Origin of the sequence: Agromyces sp. Leaf222 (genome assembly GCF_001421565.1) — a bacterium.
GTDB lineage: Bacteria > Actinomycetota > Actinomycetes > Actinomycetales > Microbacteriaceae > Agromyces.
This window is the reverse complement of the sequence record NZ_LMKQ01000001.1, coordinates 819,263-833,877: the sequence shown is the minus strand read 5'-3', so window position 1 is coordinate 833,877 and position 14,615 is coordinate 819,263. Positions and strand designations below refer to the sequence as shown.

Genomic DNA, 14,615 nt, shown 5'->3' with positions numbered 1-14,615 from the left:
ACCCCGATCACCCGATCAGGACTCGAAGGCGAGATCGATGAACTGGTCGACGTTGTCCTTCGTGACCACGGGAGCGTCGAGGACGATCCGGGTGGGCACGCTGGGCGTGATCAGGTCGCTCATCGTCTTGCCCTGCGCGATGAGGCGCGCGAGCGCGATGCCGTCTGCGGCCTGCGTCGACGGGTAGATGATGGTGGCCTTGAGCACGCTGTCGTCGGCCTGGATGGCCTCCATCGCGTTCTTCGAGCCGGCGCCGCCGACCATGAAGAACTCGTCGCGGCCGGCGGCGTTGATCGCCGCGAGCACGCCGATGCCCTGGTCGTCGTCGTGGTTCCAGATGGCGTCGATCTTCGGGTTCGCCGAGAGCAGCTGCGAGGTCGCTGCCTCGCCGCCCTGCACGGTGAAGTCCGCGGCGACGCGGGCCGAGACGTCGAGGCCGCAGTCCTCGAGCGCGTCGGCGAAGCCCTGCGAACGGTCCTGCGTGAGCGGCAGGGAGTCGATGCCGGCGATCTCGGCGACGACGGCGTCGGGGGTGTCGCTCAGCTGCTCGCAGATGTAGGTTCCCGCGGAGACGCCCATGCCGTAGTTGTCGCCGAGCACCGTGGTGCGTGCGGCGAACGGGCTCGAGAACTCGCGGTCGACGTTGATGACCGGGATGCCGGCCTCCATCGCCTTGATCGCGACCTCGGTCAGCGCAGCCCCATCGCTCGGGAGCAGCACGATCGCGTCGACGCCCTCGTTGATGAAGGTCTCGACGGCGGCGATCTGCGCGTTCGCGTCGTTCGTGCCCTCGGCCATCTTCAACTCGACGTCGCTGAAGCCGGCCGCGGCCGCCTGGGCGCCCGAGTTGATGGCGCCGAGCCAGCCGTGGTCGGCGGCCGGACCCGAGAAGCCGATGACGACGTTGTCGCCTGACGCCGCGTTCTCCTCGCTGCTGGTGCCCTGGTCGGTGACGCTCTCGTCGGAGCCTCCGCCGGTGCAGCCGGCGAGGAGTCCGATGGCGAGGACGGATGCCCCCACGCCGAACAGCGCGCGCTTGGCGAGCCTGTGATTCCGTGCCATGAGTTCTCTCCTTTGAGGTGTGTGATCGCTGAGGTGATCGCTCGGGGATGCGGGGTGGGCATCGCCGCTCGGCGTTTGTTTTTAGTCGCATCAAATAACGCCGTTCGCACCATATCAATCCGACCCAGTGCTGTCCACAGGCATTTCCCGCGGCGTTCGACTGCAATCGGTCGGCCTGTTTCCTCGGCAATCACGGGATTTCGGTCGCCCGAATGGTCTGATATGTTGCGACCATGATCAAAGTCGACCATCCCGTGCTGCTCGACGCCCGAGGCCTCCAGAAGTCCTTCGCCGGTGTGCGCGCGCTGAAGGACGTGACCCTCGAGATCCGGGCCGGCGAGGTGCACTGCATCCTCGGCCAGAACGGCGCGGGCAAGTCCACGCTCATCAAGACGCTCGCCGGCGTGCACCAGCCCGACCAGGGCGAGATCCTCTGGCTCGGCAGCCCCGTCGCCATTCCCGACCCGCAGGCCGCCCTCGAGCTCGGCATCGCGACGATGTACCAGGAGCTCGACGTCGTCGACGGTCTCACCGTCGCCGAGAACATCTTCCTGGGCCATGAGCTCGCGAAAGCCGGCTTCACCCGCCGCAGCCAGGCGTACCGTCGCACCCGCGAGCTCATGCAGCGCCTCGGCCACGGGTCGATCTCGCCGAACACGGAGGTCGGGTCGCTGAGCTGGCCCGTGCCCTCTCGCACGACATCAAGCTGATCATCATGGACGAGCCGAGCGCCGTGCTCGACTCCGAGGAGGTCAAGAACCTCTTCCACGTGATCGGCGAACTCACGAGATCGGGCATCGCCGTGGTCTACATCACGCACCGCCTCGAGGAGATCCGCCAGATCGGCGACCGCATCACCGTCATCAAGGACGGTCGCAGCATGGCTCACGGGCTCTCCGTCGCCGAGACGCCGACGGCCGAGCTCATCCGCCTGATGACCGGCCGCAACGTCGAGAACGTCTTCCCGCCGGCAGTGCCCTTCCCCGCCGACGCCCCCGTCATGCTCGACGTCGACGGCCTCGAGCTCGCCGGCGTCTTCTCCGACGTGTCGTTCTCGGTGCGCGCCGGAGAGGTCGTCGGGCTCGCCGGACTCGTCGGCTCCGGTCGATCCGAGATCCTCGAGACGATCTACGGCGCACGCCGCTCCTCCCGTGGCCGCGTGGCCGTCGCCGGGCGACCGCTCGCGCGCGGTTCCGTCGTGGCCGCGGTCGCCGCCGGCATGGGGCTCTCCCCCGAGGAACGGAAGAGCCAGGGGCTCGTGCTCGAGGAGCCCATCTACGTCAACGTCACGCTCTCCTCGATCTCGCGCTTCGCACGCGCCGGATGGCTCGACACGCGCGCCGAGCGCAAGGCGGCCGAGGCGCAGATCGAGGCGCTCGAACTGCGCCCGGCCGACCCCGACCGCGCCGCCATCACCCTCTCCGGCGGAAACCAGCAGAAGATCCTCCTCGCCCGCTGGCTCACCCAGATCGACGAGCACGGCGTGCTCGACCTCGTCATGAAAGGAACTGCCGCATGAGCGAGCAGACCACCCCCGGCGCTGAAGTCGTCGCCGAGCCGGACCCCACCACGTCCGCAACCACCTCGGTCGTGGAGGCCCAGCCCTCGCCGATCCGCCGCCTGTTCAGCGGCCCGGTCGGCCGCAACGCCGGGCTCGTGCTCGCGCTGCTGCTGATCGTCGTCGTCGGTGCGATCACCGCAGGCGACACCTTCTTCCAGGTGTCGAACATGCTCACGATCCTGCGCCAGGCCTCCATCATCGGCGTCATCAGCGTCGGCATGACGCTCGTGATCATCGCGGGCGGCATCGACCTGTCGGTCGGCTCGGTCATGGGGCTCGCCTCGGTCGTCGCGACGCTCGCCGTCGTGCAGGACGTCGTCGACCAGTCGCACTGGATCGTGATGATCGCGATCGCACTCGTGGTCGGACTCGCCGCGGGCCTCGTGAACGGCGTCGTGATCGCCTACGGCAAGGTCGTCGCCTTCATGGCGACCCTCGCGATGCTCGTCGCCGCACGAGGGCTCGCCGAGATCCTGGCGGAACGACGCACCCTCGTGATCGAGAGCCGCGACTTCATCGACGTCATGAACTCGGACCTCCTCGGGGTCGACATCCTCATCTGGATCTTCGCGCTCGTCGCCGCTGCCGGGTGGGTCGTGCTGAACCGCACGACGTTCGGCCGACGCACGGTCGCGATCGGCGGAAACCGCGAGGCCGCCCGCCTCGCCGGCATCGACGTGAAGCGTCACACCATGTGGCTGTACGCCATCGCCGGCCTGTGTGCCGGCATCGCCGCCATCATGATCCTCGGCCGCACCACGGCCGGCACGTCGACGCACGGCACTCTGTACGAGCTCGACGCGATCGCCGCGGTCGTGGTCGGCGGCACGCTGCTGGTCGGCGGGCGCGGCACGATCACCGGCACCGTGTTCGGCGTGCTGATCTTCGCGACGCTGTCGAACGTGTTCGTGCAGAACAACCTGTCGTCGTCGGTGCAGGCCGTCGCCAAGGGCATCATCATCGTCGTCGCGGTGCTGCTGCAGCAGCGCTTCGCGAAGCCGACCGGTTCCCGCGAATAGCGCGAGACGTCAGCTCGCGGCGACCTGCTCCGGCTCGCGCGCCGAGGTCGGGCTGCCCACCGACGCCGAGGTCGGATCGCGGAGGATGGTGCGGAACACGAGCTCGCCCGCGCCGATCAGCACGTTCTCGTCGAGCGTCGACGACACGATGCGCACCTCGGACGACGGTCCGGCGAGCGCGGCGCGTTCGACGGAGTCGAGCAGTCGATCGCCGGTCGCGTTGCGCACCGCGCCCAGGAACCCGCCGAGCACGATGACGCCGGGATTGAAGATGTTCACGATGTTGCGAAGGGCGATGCCGAGGAAGTCGAGCTGGCGGTCGACGAGCGCCGTCACGGCGGGCTCCTCGCCGTAGGCCTCGCGCAGCCGCTGCTCGAGCAGGCTCGACTCGGCGTCGCCGAGGCCGACCACGCTGAGCAGGTCGTCGCGGTTCACCTCGGTCTCGAGACATCCGACGGCACCGCAGTGGCACAGCCCCCCGTCGGAGTTGACGAGCATGTGCCCGAGTTCGCCGCTGTAGCCGTTCTCGCCCGACAGGAGTTGTCCGCCGACGATGACCCCGCCGCCGATGCCGCCGGCTCCACCGTTCAGGTACACGACGTTGTCCTCGTCGATGCCCTCGCCGAACTGCCCCTCGGCGACGACCGCACAGGTGGCGTCGTTCGCGGCCCAGGTCGGCAGGCCCGTCGCCTTCGCGACCATCTGCACCAGCGGCTCGTCGTGCCAGTCGAGGTGCGGTGCGACCCGCACGACGCCGTCACGCGCGCCCACCAGGCCGGGCACGCCGATGCCGACGCCGAGCACGGTGCCGCCCTCGGAGAGCTCGAGTCCGCGCACGAGGGCCTGGAGCGTGTTCACCACGTGCACGGCGGTCGGCGCCCGCTCGACGTCGAAGCGGAACTCGCGGAGCACGCGACCGCCCATGGCGACCACGCCGATCGAGATCGCGTCCTTGTCGGGGTGCACGGCGACCGCGATGTGGCGGGGCGACGGGCCGATCACGGTGCTCGGCCGGCCGACGCGCTTCGTGTCGACCGGCTGGGAGACGGTGACGAGGTCGAGCGACTCGAGCTCGGTGACGATGGTGGCGACCGTCGACCGGTTGAGCCCGGTCGCATGCGTGAGGTCGGCACGGGTCATCGATCGGTTCGCGTGCACGAGCGACAGGACCGTGCTGAGATTCTGCCGACGGAGATCCTCGAGGTTCCGTCCCCTGGATCCGACACGCGAGGTGCCCCCGATCGGATCCTTCATCCCACCTCCAAGTAGGTGTTCTCGTCGGTGGCGCGATGCGGAGCCGGCGATGACTGATTCCGATGCTACTCGGATTGTTGGAATCGAGGCCGAAGGGGCCGCCGCAAGACGCCGACCCGCTCGGAACGCGCTCCGCTGGAACACAGGGTGAGAGCGCTCTCACCCTTGGGGGTCACTCTAGCCCCGATCCCACCGGAGACTGAAGTCCGGTTGCTCCGGATGTCGGAGAATCGCCGGTTTGTTGCAATTCAAGACTTAACACCCGTCGCACGCCCGGTCGGCGACACGACCGCAACGCCGGCACCCTCGTCGGAATCCGCACGGGTCGACGGCGGCGCCTCGGTCCAGGCCTCCCGACGCCCCTCCTCCCTCGCCCGCTCCACCAGGTCCGCCACCGCGCGCCGGTCGCGGCGCCGACGGGCGACGAGTGCGGCCGTGATGAGCGCCAGCGCCAGGAGCACGGTGAGCTGGGGCCAGGGCGGGGCCCAGGTCGACAGCGTCGCCGACTCCGCGGCATCCGGCGCCGATCGCCATCCGCCCGATGCGTCGGCGACCTGCACGGTCGTCTCGACGCTCGTGGGCACGAGCACGAGGGGCCACACGTCGTCGAGTTCGACCTTCACCTCGCGACGCTCACCCGGAAGCAGCTCGATCACCTCGTCGGAGGCCGTGAAGGCGGACGCCCCGCCCGCGGCCGCCACCTGCCCGGTGACCGCCAGTCGGGTGTTGCCGGTGTTCTCGAGCGTGAACGATGCGGACAGCAGACCGGGGAGGAACGGATTCCAGGCAACCCGGTACTCCGAGGAGGCGTCGACGATGGCGAGGGCGGGCTGCAACTCCCCCACCACGCGCGTGAGCACGCGGAAGCCGACGCGACTCTCGATGCCGATCGTCGCGCCGTCGCCCGACCCGACCGAGGTGATCGACGCGGCCACTCCGGCGGCATAGTCGCCGGGGACCGCTCGTTCCGGCACGGTGACCGTGTAGGGCACCACGACGGTGCCGCTCGCGGGCACGGTCACGCTCTCGGGCAGATCGATCCAGAGTCCGGCGGAGGTCGACGGCGTCGTCGCGTGCAGCATGTTGAAGCGCCCGGTGTCGGTGAAGTACCCGTCGGCGGCCGACAGGGCGAAGGTGACCTCCGACTCCCCCAGGTTGCGAACGGCGAGGTGCTCGGTTCGCGTCTCGCCCGGGTCGAGCGACTGCTCGACCCAGGCCCGATCGTCGGGTCCGTCGGCACCGGCGGGAGCGACCGACCAGCTCACCGCGGGGTCTTCCGCCGCGATGGCCGAGTTCGGCGCGACCGCCTGGTGCGCGAACGGCATGATCAGCGAGGCCATGACGCCGAGTCCGACGCGCCACGTGAACGGGCTGACGGTCTTCATCGACCACTCCTCGGATCCTCGAGCGAACACGACTGTATGTTGTGACTCCAGTCATATTACCCATAGCCTGCTCTGAAGGTGTCGACGCGATGCGAGCCACGGACCGGTGACGGAGCCGTCCGGCTCGAACGACGGCGCTCATGCGTCCCGACGTCGTCCGGACCATTCGATCCTCGGAACAGGAGCGTCATGACCTCGACCCCCCTCGCCCCACCCGCCTCGACGCTGCGCGTCGGACTCCTGGTCGGCGCGGTCGCCCTCACGGCGTTCAACCTCCGCACGGGCGTCACCGGGTTCAGCCCGCTCGCCGACCGCATCGGCGACGACCTGGGCTTCGGCGCTCCCGTGATCGGCGCGATCGGCACCGTCGTCACCGCGTGCTTCGCGATCTTCGGACTCGTGTCGCCGAGCGTGGCGCGATGGATCGGCCTCGAGCGGGCGATGGTCCTCGCGCTCGTCGTGTCGACCCTCGGCACGCTGCTGCGGTCGATCTCGTCGTCGACGGAACTCCTCATCGGGTCGAGCGTGCTGCTGTTCGCGGGCATCGGCATGGCCAACGTGCTGACCATCCCGCTGATCAAGCGATGGTTCCCGGCCAGGCTCGGCACGCTGAGCAGCGTGTACGCCGTGCTGCTCCAGGTCGGCCAGGTGGTCGCCCCCATCGTCTCGGTGGCCGTCGCAGAGTCGCTCGGCTGGCGATGGGCGCTGGCGATCTGGGCGTTCCCGCTCGCCATCGCGGCGGCCATGTGGGCGGTTCCCGCCCTCGCGGGTCGAGGCGCACCCGCCGGTTCGACGGCCGCCCCGCAACGCCTCGACGCCGCGACTCGACGCCGCTACTGGCGGACCCCGACGGTGCGCGGACTCATCCTGCTCTTCTCGATGACGGCGCTCCACACGTACACGATCGTCACGTGGCTGCCGAACATCGCGATCGACGCCGGCCTCGGCGAAGGCGGCGGCGGCGCACTCCTTGCCTTCTTCTCGGTCTTCGGCATCGCCGCCGGCTTCGTGGTTCCGGGGCTGACCCTCCGCATGCGCAACCCGATCGGCGTGGTGGTCGGTTGCGCCGCCCTCCTGGGCGTCGGCTACATCCTGCTCGCCATCGACCCGACCACCTTCGCCTGGACGGCGACCGCGGCGCTCGGGCTCGGGGTCAGCACCTTCCCGCTCTGCCTGGCCCTCGTGCACCGGCGCTCGACCACGCCGGAGGGGGGCACCTTCCTCTCGGGGGCGATGCAGGGCATCGGCTACGGCGTCGCGTGCATCGGCCCGCTCTGCGTCGGATGGGTGCTCACCGCCACGGGCAGTTGGCTGCCGGTGTACGTCTGGCTGGTGGCGACGCTCGCCGTCACGGTCTACGGCGGCGTGCTGGCCTGCCGCCCCGGCTCGGTGGAGGCCGACGCCGCCGAGCGCGCATGAGAAGAGGACGGGGATGCCGCGGCATCCCCGTCCTCGTTCGTCTCACGTCGTGCTTCACGCCGACACGCGCGACCTCCGGAACACCAGCAGGGCGCCGACCACCACGACCACGGCGACCGCCGCGACCCCGAGGCCGACGCCGAACCAGGAGCCGAACTCCTCGACGGGCGCGCCGTCGGCGACCGCGGCCGCGGGAGCGACGTAGTCCTCCGCGACCACGTCGACCATCACGATCTCGAGCGGCGCGCTCGTCTCGTATGCGATGGGGTCGGTGACGCGCACGGTGACGTCCCACGATCCCTCCGGGAACGTGCCGGCCGGCACGCCCCAGATGCCGGAACCCTGGCTCGCCGAGACGAGCGGAACGGGTTCGAGGAGCTCCCCGGTCGCCGATCGGCCCTCGACCGTCGCGGTGATGAGCGCCTCGACGGGGTGCGAGTCCTTGGCGTACACGAAGGAGACGTAGATGCCGCCCTCTCCGTCCTGCGCGATCTGGCCCTCGATGGGACCGCCGTGCGCCTGTGCGGGAGCGGCTCCGAGCCCGAGCAGCAGCGCGGACAGCATCGCCAGGAGCGCGACGAGCATCGCCCAGGCCCTCCGGCGCGCGACGGTCGCTGCGATCATCGTCGAAGCCACGGCCGTCACTCGAAGAGGGAGAGCGTGAGGGTGGAGGCGTAGTTCCCCGGCTCGACCGTCACGGGCGTGCGCAGGGACAGGTCGGCCGTCGCGGTCCACTGGCCCTCCTCGGCGATGGCCTCGGATGCCGCGGCCATCGCGAGGAGCTCGACGTCGACCAGGCCGGGGCCGGCGTCCAGTTCGCCCTCGACCGGGTCGCCCGCGGCGACCAGGCCGGACTCGCCGCCGTCGATGAGCTCGGGCGCCCAGCCCAGCAGCGAGGCCGGGATCGACGGCTGCCCTGCGGCGCCCTCGAAGTCGGTCGCGGTGCCGAGCACGTACCAGAACGCGTCGTCGGGGATCTCGTCGGCGGTGCGGGTGTCGGTGACCGTCACGGTCGGCAGGGTGCCGGTGAACTGTCGGACCGTCGGGGTGGATCCGGACTCGTTCAGCGTGGCCGAGCCGCCCGCGACCGTGAGGGCGAGCACGCCGGGCTCGTCGATCTGCGCGATCTCGACGGACACGTCGATGTCCTCGCCGCCGTGCTGCTCCTCGGCGGACGCCGCGGTCGCGACACCCGCCAGCACGATCACGCCGGCCGCGACCATCGCGCACCTGGCGACGACTTCTCTTCTCCGCATGGGGTTCTCCTTCTCATGGACCGGCGTCGTTCGCGCCGGAAATCAGGGGGTGGGTGTGGTGATGGGCGGCCCGCCGTCTCCGGCGGGCCGCCCATCGGATCAGCCGCAGGGGAACGCGGCGTATCCGGTCTCGACGGTGGTGGTGACCGTCTCGCCGTCGACGACTCCCGTCACGGTCACCGAGGCGGTGCCGGCGGGCAGTGCGGCGAGGCGCGTCGTGAACGCGTGGAACGCGTTCTTGCCGGGAGCCACGGCGGCGAACGACTTCGTGCCGTACGCCGACGTGTACGCCACCGTCAGCGGCACGTCCTCGTTGTTCGTCGTCTGGAGCGTGAGCATCGCCTTGCCCGCGACGCATCGTGCTCCGGCGACGACGGTGACGTCGAGCGCGGTGCCGACGGCCGGCACGTCGAGACTGCCGACCTCGCTCGTGTTGCCCGCGGCATCCGTCGCCCGGTACTCGACCGTCACCGCGCCGTTCGGCAGTGCGACCGGGCCGTCGAAGACGGTCCACTCCGCGTCGCCGATGCGGTACTCGATCGAGTCGACCCCGCTCGTGGCGTCTTCCGCCTCGAGCTCGAGCGACCGCAGGGCCGGGTCGGTCTCGTCGGCCGCGATCGCCGCGGTCGGCACGGGTGCCGTCGCATCGATCTTGAACGCGACCGACTGCACCTCGGCCGAGCCGCCCGACGAGGTCGAGGCACGGTACTGCAGTTCGTGCTCGCCGTCCTCGGTCACGACGACGGGCGCCGTGTACTCGACCCAGCCCTCGCCGTCGAGGTTGACCTCGCGGTAGACGGTGCCGCTGCCGCCCTGGGCTTCGACGGCGACGGTGACGTCACCCGTGTACCACCCGTTGTCGCCGGGCGGCGATTCGGGCGTCACGGCCGCCGTGACCTCCAGCGGGTCCTCGACCACCTTGAAGTAGTCGAAGGAGGCGGTGTTCGACACCTGGCCCTGCGCGGAGTTGCCGAGGGCGTACAGGCCGACCTTGGCATCCGCGAGCGCGGAGTTCGACACCGTCTGCGCGATCGCCGTCCAGTTCACGCCGTCGGTGCTGGAGTACCCGGTGAAGGTCGTGCCGACCTTCTCCAGGCGCAGCCACACGAGCCCGTTCGCCGGCGCCGGAGCGTTCGGCTGGGGGTTCTGCACCGAGTTCCCGACCTCGCTGCGCATCTCGAGGTTGCGTGCGATCGGCTGACCGGCCTCGTTCGTCGCGAGGATGTCGAGCTTCACGTAGTTGGCCTCGTCCTTGAAGAGGATCAGGCCGCCCTGCTGGTAGCGCCGGTCGAGCTCCGAGGCGTCGACCTTCGTCTCCACGACCCAGTCGTCTGCCGGCTGGGGCTGCAGCACGAAGTTCGTCACTCCCGCGTCCGTGTTGTAGATGTCGAACGGCGAGGTGTCGATCCGCAGCTGCCCGTCGGAGACGCGGTAGCCGTCGGTGTCCTCATTCACGACCTCCCAGCGGCAGGCCTCCAGCGAGGTGCCGTCGAACTCGTCGTTCGGCGATTCCGCCGTGGCGGTGTCGTCGGGCGTCACCTGGAACCAGTCGTACTTCGCGTTGATCACGCCGTACGCCTGCGAGGGCGTGCTGTTCGTGCCGAGCGTGAGCAGGCCGATCTTCGGGTCGTCGATTCCGGCGAGGGTGAACGTGTCCGGCATCGTCGTGAAGTCGGTGCCGTTCGCCGAGTACGCGGCGCTCACGGTCGTGCCATCGCTCGTCAGCCGCACGTAGTACGTGTCGGGGAAGTCCGCCCCGAGTGCCGACGTGTTGCGCTCGACCGCCGTGGCGTTGTCCTCCTTCAGGAACTGGAACACGCGATTCGCGGGATCCGACGACTGGCCGCGTGCCATCTGCACGAGCTTCAGGTAGTTGTCGTCGTCGCCGTAGATCGTGATGCCGGCCTGCTGGTACTGCACCCGTGCCGGGAAGTTCACCTTCGCGGTCATCGAGAACGCACCTTCAGGGATGTCCTGCAGGACGATGTTCGGCGAACCCGTGCCGGCGGCGTGGATGTCCGTCAGCGAGGCCGGGATCGTGAGCTCCCCGTTCGCCACCTGGGCGAACTGGTCGATCCGCACCGAGCGGTTCCAGCGGTTCGTCGTGTCGAGCGCCGTGCCGTCGAATCCGTCGGAGCGCCCGCTGTAGCAGATGCCGATCGGCGCCGAGTTGACGTTGATCGTCTGCTTGAAGTCGCGGTACGCGCCCCCGGCGTCGGTCACCCGCACCGTGAGGGTGTAGGCGCCGGGCTCGGTGTACTCGAAGGCGAACTCCGAGGTCCCGGCGACGAAGCCGCCACCGGTTCCCGCGTCCCACTTGTAGGTGAGGAGGCCGGAGTCGCCGTCGGGGTCGGTCGCCTCGATCGAGGCGTTCACCGCCAACGGGGGCTCGCCGCTGGTCACGTCGACCGTGAGCTCGCCGGTCGGCGAGGCGTTCGTGTCGACGCCGTCGCCCTCGAACACGAGGTTGTTGACGTTGGCGCCTCCCGACGTGAGCACGAAGTACAACGTGCCGGTCTCGCCGTTCGTCGCCGCCGTGTCCAGCGTCATCGGGAAGTCGCGGTAGGTCTGCCACGCGGGCTGGCCGTTCGAGCCGTTCGTGGGCTGGAACGTCACCGTGCCGAGGGTCGGACCGGTCGGCGAGTTCCACCGCGCCGCGATGGAGCCGTCGCCCGCAAAGCCCTTGGCGATGCGCAGGGACACCGAGTCGATGCCCTTCAGGTTGATCGGCTCGTACGACCACCAGTCGTTCGTCTCGATGTTGCTGACGTTGCGTCCGCCACCGGCCGAGTCGCCCGTGGCCTCGGTGCGCACGCCGTCATCCGCTCCGCCGGTGCCGCCGATGCGGCCCGTCTCGTCGAAATACTCCGCCTGGAAGTACTTCGGGTTGAGGATGTTCGTGCCGAATCCCGTGAGCGGGACGCCGGCGGCGCCGCCGTCGTCGGCGTAGTTCACGTTGATCACCCAGAAGAGGTTCGCCTCGAGGCCGTGGCCCGCGTCGCGGATCGTCTGGATGCTGCCCTCGCAGCCGTGCTGCTCACCGAAGTCGTGGTTGTGCGAGTCGTGGCCGAGTGCGGCGACGACGGTGACGTTCGCGCAGTCGACGGGACCCGAGGCATCCGGATCGTTCACCGTCACCTCGTAGCGCACCTGGTCGCCCCACTCGAAGAAGCCGCCCTGCTCCGGGAAGGTGATCTCCACCGTCGGAACCGCGTTGCCGACGACGATCTGCACGTTCGCGACCGCCGAGTGGCCGAGTTCGTCGGTCACCGTGAGCTGCGCCGTGTACGCGCCCGCTCCTTCGTAGGTGTGGGTCGGGTTGGCCGCGTCCGAGGTCGGCGTCCCGTCACCGAAGTTCCACTCGAGCGTGTAGTCGAGGGCGAGCGGATGCCGCGTGCCGTCGGAGCTGAAGTTGACCGTCAGCGTCTCGTCGGGGCCGTTCGTGACATCCGCGGATGCACGTGCGATCGGCGAGGGGCTGCCCTGGACGTAGTCGATGCGGTAGACGCCCGAGTCGGCCGTCGAGCCGCCGAAGTCCGAGCCCCAGTCGATGACGTAGAGCGCGCCGTCGGGGCCGAACTCGAAGTCCATCGAACGGTGCCAGTCGCCGCCGCCGTCGAAGATGCCGGGCAGGATGCGGTTGATGTCGACGATCTCCGAACCGGTCTCCTCGTCGAGCTGGATCGAGTACTGCTTGCCCTGGTTCCACTCGCCGAAGATCGCCTTGCCGTCCCAGTAGGCGGGCCACTTGGTCTCGGACTCGAGGTCGGGGTCGAATCGGTAGACGGGTCCGCCCATGGGCGCTCCGCTGTTGCCGATCTCGGGGTAGATCGCCGCGGTGCCGTTCTCCGTCCACCATTCCGGCTGGATCACCGGAGGCAGCGTCGTCAGGCCCGTGTTGTTCGGGCTGTTGTTGATCGGCGCGGCCGGGTCGAAGGCGGCTCCGGCGGTCGACGTGGCGAAGTTCCAGTCGCGGTAGCACTTGACGCCCACGCAGAGCGGCCAGCCGTAGTTGCCGGGCTCGTCGACGATGTTCCACTCGACCGTGCCGCCAGGGCCGCGGTTCGCGTTCGCGGATCCGGCGTCGGGGCCGTAGTCGGCGACGAACAGCTTGTTCGTCTGCGGGTCGAGTCCGATCCGGAACGGGTTCCGGAAGCCCATGGCGTACACCTCGGGCCGGGTCTTGTTCGTCGTGTCATCCGCCTCGTCGAACAGGTTGCCCTCGGGGATCGTGTAGGTGCCGTCGGCCTGCGGCGTGATGCGGAGCACCTTGCCGCGGAGGTCGTTCGTGTTCGCCGACGACTTCTGCGCGTCGAAGTCGGACCGGCCCGTGCGCTCGTCGATCGGCGCGTAGCCGTCGGACTCGAACGGGTTGGTGTTGTCGCCGGTGGCGAGGACGAGGTTTCCGTCGTTGTCGAAGAGCATGTCCCCACCGGCGTGGCAGCAGGTGTTGCGCTGCGTCGCGACCTTCATGAGGACCTTCTCCGACGAGAGCGCCGCCGTCTTCGCGTCGAAGTCGTACGTGAACCTCGAGAGGCGGTTGTGCGGGCCGTCGCCGCCGACGCTGTTGGGTGCGTAGTAGAGGTACACCCAGCCGTTCTCGGCGAAGTCGGGGTCGAGCACGACGCCGAGCAGGCCGTCTTCGTTGGCCTGCGTGACGGCGAGCGTCAGCGCGGTCGTCGTCGCGTTGGTCTCGGGGTCGATCTGCTGCAGCCGTCCGTTGCGCTCGGCGTAGAACACCTTGCCGTCGGGCGCGATGTCCATCGCCATCGGGTTCTGGGTGTTGTCGTCGAGCGTGATCTTCTCGTAGTTCGCGCTCTGCGTCGCCGAGCAGCCCGCCGGAACGACGCCGGCCGCGATCTCGAGTCCACCGAGGATGTGCTGGCGGAACGCCGGGATCTCGTAGTTCGACTCGATGTGGCCGAGCCCCGTGTACCAGGAGCGGCCGCCTTCGTAGTCGCTCTGGCACCACGCGATCGGGTGGTCGGCGCCCTGCGTTCCGCCCGTGTAGCTGCTCTCGTCGAGCGAGAGCAGCACGTGCACGTTGTCGCGCGTGAAGTTGCGGTAGTTGTACCACTCGTCGCTGAGGGTCCAGGTGTCGCCCTCGAGGTGCATGGTCGACGGGTTGGCCTTGTCCTCGATCTTGACCGTCGCCTGCTGGGGCGCCGGGTGGCCGTTGAAGTACCCGCCGACGAGGCCGCCGTAGAAGGGCCAGTCGTACTCGGTGTCGCTCGCGGAGTGGATGCCGGCGTAGCCGCCGCCGCCGCGGATGTACTCCTCGAAGGTGGTCTGCTCGTCGGCGGTCAGCACGTCGCCGGTGGTCGAGTTGAACACGACGGCGTCGAACAGTGCGAGGTCGGCCGCGTTCGCGGGTGCGAACACGCTCGAGTCCTCGGTGAAGACGGCTTCGAAGCCGTTCTCCTCGGCGAGGTCCTCGATGAGGGTGTTGGCCGGGGCGATCGACCCGTGGCGGAAGCCGGCCGTCTCGGAGAAGACGAGGACGCGGAAGTCCGCGGTCGCCTCGAGTTCGGCGGCCTCGGCCGCTGGTGGGCTCCAGAGTGCCGGCAATGCGAGGCCGGCGACGACCGCGAGTGCGGTCGCGAACGCCGTGGTCCGGCGCCTGGTTCCTGGGATGGGGATGGGGACTGCTCTGTGCACC

The 14,615-nt window shown here is 69.5% G+C and carries 8 protein-coding genes and 1 pseudogene; 3 read left to right on the top strand and 6 right to left on the bottom strand.

Going from position 1 to position 14,615, the window contains the following annotated elements:
• Window positions 1–15: 15 nt before the first annotated feature.
• Window positions 16–1,062 (bottom strand): substrate-binding domain-containing protein, encoded by a 1,047-nt coding sequence (locus ASE68_RS03530; RefSeq protein WP_055855219.1) that lies wholly within the window; start codon window positions 1,060–1,062, stop codon window positions 16–18.
• A gap of 233 nt (window positions 1,063–1,295) precedes the next feature.
• Between ASE68_RS03530 and ASE68_RS03525 the strand changes: the two are divergent.
• Window positions 1,296–2,581 (top strand): annotated as a pseudogene (locus tag ASE68_RS03525) (sugar ABC transporter ATP-binding protein).
• Window positions 2,578–3,642 carry an ABC transporter permease gene (locus ASE68_RS03520; protein WP_055855217.1) on the top strand — a complete coding sequence of 355 codons (1,065 nt, stop codon included), beginning with the start codon at window positions 2,578–2,580 and terminating at the stop codon, window positions 3,640–3,642. The pseudogene ASE68_RS03525 and the gene ASE68_RS03520 overlap by 4 nt, the downstream one beginning before the upstream one ends.
• Window positions 3,643–3,651: 9 nt before the next feature.
• Here ASE68_RS03520 and ASE68_RS03515 read toward each other — a convergent pair whose 3' ends face one another.
• Window positions 3,652–4,782, bottom strand: a complete 1,131-nt coding sequence (locus ASE68_RS03515) for an ROK family protein (protein ID WP_162238242.1) — start codon at window positions 4,780–4,782, stop codon at window positions 3,652–3,654.
• Window positions 4,783–5,144: 362 nt separating this feature from the next.
• Complete coding sequence (locus tag ASE68_RS03510; protein WP_157421530.1) at window positions 5,145–6,281, bottom strand: hypothetical protein; 1,137 nt, start codon at window positions 6,279–6,281, stop codon at window positions 5,145–5,147.
• A gap of 189 nt (window positions 6,282–6,470) precedes the next feature.
• Between ASE68_RS03510 and ASE68_RS03505 the strand changes: the two genes are divergently transcribed.
• Window positions 6,471–7,700, top strand: a complete 1,230-nt coding sequence (locus tag ASE68_RS03505) for a CynX/NimT family MFS transporter (protein ID WP_055855210.1) — start codon at window positions 6,471–6,473, stop codon at window positions 7,698–7,700.
• A gap of 54 nt (window positions 7,701–7,754) precedes the next feature.
• Here the strand turns inward: ASE68_RS03505 and ASE68_RS03500 are convergent, their stop codons facing one another.
• The 3 genes from ASE68_RS03500 to ASE68_RS20840 all read right to left on the bottom strand — a co-directional run bounded on the left by ASE68_RS03500 (window position 7,755) and on the right by ASE68_RS20840 (window position 14,614).
• Window positions 7,755–8,324: a hypothetical protein gene (locus ASE68_RS03500; protein ID WP_157421529.1), complete on the bottom strand. Its 570-nt coding sequence runs from the start codon at window positions 8,322–8,324 to the stop codon at window positions 7,755–7,757.
• A 17-nt stretch (window positions 8,325–8,341) separates the two neighbouring features.
• Window positions 8,342–8,956, bottom strand: a complete 615-nt coding sequence (locus ASE68_RS03495) for a hypothetical protein (RefSeq protein WP_055855205.1) — start codon at window positions 8,954–8,956, stop codon at window positions 8,342–8,344.
• Between the two features lie 99 nt (window positions 8,957–9,055).
• Window positions 9,056–14,614 carry a ThuA domain-containing protein gene (locus ASE68_RS20840; protein ID WP_200921663.1) on the bottom strand — a complete coding sequence of 1,853 codons (5,559 nt, stop codon included), beginning with the start codon at window positions 14,612–14,614 and terminating at the stop codon, window positions 9,056–9,058.
• Window position 14,615: the final 1 nt, after the last annotated feature.

Excerpts from the sequence above, each read along its gene's own strand:
- ASE68_RS03495 (WP_055855205.1), bottom strand. The coding sequence starts at position 8,956 with ATGCGGAGAAGAGAAGTCGTCGCCAGGTGCGCGATGGTCGCGGCCGGC.
- ASE68_RS03510 (WP_157421530.1), bottom strand. The coding sequence starts at position 6,281 with ATGAAGACCGTCAGCCCGTTCACGTGGCGCGTCGGACTCGGCGTCATG.
- ASE68_RS03520 (WP_055855217.1), top strand. The coding sequence starts at position 2,578 with ATGAGCGAGCAGACCACCCCCGGCGCTGAAGTCGTCGCCGAGCCGGAC.
- ASE68_RS03515 (WP_162238242.1), bottom strand. The coding sequence starts at position 4,782 with ATGACCCGTGCCGACCTCACGCATGCGACCGGGCTCAACCGGTCGACG.
- ASE68_RS03530 (WP_055855219.1), bottom strand. The coding sequence starts at position 1,062 with ATGGCACGGAATCACAGGCTCGCCAAGCGCGCGCTGTTCGGCGTGGGG.
- ASE68_RS03500 (WP_157421529.1), bottom strand. The coding sequence starts at position 8,324 with ATGATCGCAGCGACCGTCGCGCGCCGGAGGGCCTGGGCGATGCTCGTC.
- ASE68_RS03505 (WP_055855210.1), top strand. The coding sequence starts at position 6,471 with ATGACCTCGACCCCCCTCGCCCCACCCGCCTCGACGCTGCGCGTCGGA.